Origin of the sequence: Butyricicoccus sp. AM32-19 (assembly GCF_003480365.1) — a bacterium.
GTDB classification, from domain to species: Bacteria; Bacillota; Clostridia; order Oscillospirales; family Butyricicoccaceae; genus Agathobaculum; species Agathobaculum butyriciproducens.
Map to the genome: position 1 here is coordinate 3,500 of NZ_QUIX01000032.1, position 1,501 is coordinate 5,000.

Sequence of the window (1,501 nt, forward strand, 5' to 3'; positions counted from 1 at the left end):
ATCTCCTACGCTGCTGACGTAAAGATCGAGGGCACCACCGTTACCGTTAAGCGCGCTCTGGAGGATGGCTACATGACCATCGAGACCCAGACCCCGTGCCTGCTGACCTGCATCAAGGAGCTGAACGAGCCCCGCTACATGTCCATCAAGGGCATCATGGGCTGCTACGATAAGCCGATCGCAGTTTATGACTACAACACCCTGAAGGACGATCCGCTGATCGATCCCACCACCATTGGTCTGAAGGGTTCTCCCACCAACATCTTCAAGTCCTTCACTCCTCCCCAGAAGGGTCAGGGCAAGATGCTTGAGGGCGCTGACAAGGCTACCTGCGACGAGCTGGTTGCTGAGCTTCAGAAGAAGCACATCATTTAATCGGAAGGAGAATACTGAACAATGGCTGATTTCAATAATACGAACCTCGCCGATTTTTCCGGCGTATGGGTATTCTGTGAGCAGCGCCAGGGCGAGCTGCAGCCGACCGTGCTCGAGCTGATCTCTGAGGCACGCAAGCTGGCAGACGACATGGGCACTGAAGTTTGCGGCCTGCTGCTTGGCGGCAAGGGCGTAGGCGAGAAGATGGCAAAGGAACTGGGCGCTTACGGCGCTGACAAGGTTCTGGTTTGCGAGAGCGACCTGCTCGAGACCTACACCACCGATGCATACGCAAAGGTTCTGTGCGACACCGTTATGGCTAAGAAGCCGGAGATCCTGCTGATCGCCGCTACCAACATTGGCCGTGACCTGGGCCCGCGCTGCGCAGCTCGTCTGCACACCGGTCTGACCGCAGACTGCACCCACCTCGACGTAGACGTAGAGAAGTACGCTGCATTCCTGCAGGATGCTTCCACTCTGCCGCAGGCTCAGATCGATGCTCTGAACCGCGAGGACCGCAACCTGAAGATGACCCGTCCGGCATTCGGCGGTCACCTGATGGCTACCATTATCTGCCCGCGCTTCCGTCCGCAGATGGCTACCGTTCGTCCGGGCGTACTGAAGAAGGGCGAGTACAACGAGGCTAAGGCTAACGCAGTAGTTGTTGAGCCGGTAGCTTTCGAGCTGTCCGAGGCTGACATCAAGACCAAGGTTCTCGAGGTCGTTAAGGAAGCTAAGGAGCTGGTTGACCTGACCGGCGCTGAGGTAGTTGTATCTGTAGGCCGTGGTATCTCCAAGGACGTTGAGACCGGCATCAAGCTGGCTGAAGAGCTGGCTGGCCTGTTCGGCGGCGTTGTTGGCGGTTCCCGTGCTGCTATCGACTCCGGCTGGCTGTCTGCTGACCACCAGGTTGGTCAGACCGGCAAGACCGTACATCCGAAGCTGTACGTTGCTCTGGGCATTTCCGGCGCTATCCAGCATAAGGCTGGTATGCAGGATTCCGAGTGCATCGTAGCAGTTAACAAGTCTGATTCCGCTCCGATCTTCGACGTAGCTGACTACGGCATCTGCGGCGACCTGTTCAAGGTTGTTCCGATGATGATCGACGCAATCAAGGCTGCTAAGG

At 57.3% G+C, this 1,501-nt stretch carries 1 protein-coding gene and 1 pseudogene; both read left to right on the top strand.

Features of this window, described 5'->3' with window-relative positions:
• Positions 1-375: pseudogene (locus tag DW806_RS14835) on the top strand (electron transfer flavoprotein subunit beta); the annotation flags it as partial.
• A 21-nt stretch (positions 376-396) separates the two neighbouring features.
• A partial coding sequence (gene acrA, locus DW806_RS14840; RefSeq protein WP_147358120.1) for an acryloyl-CoA reductase electron transfer subunit beta occupies positions 397-1,501 on the top strand: 1,105 nt, incomplete at its 3' end.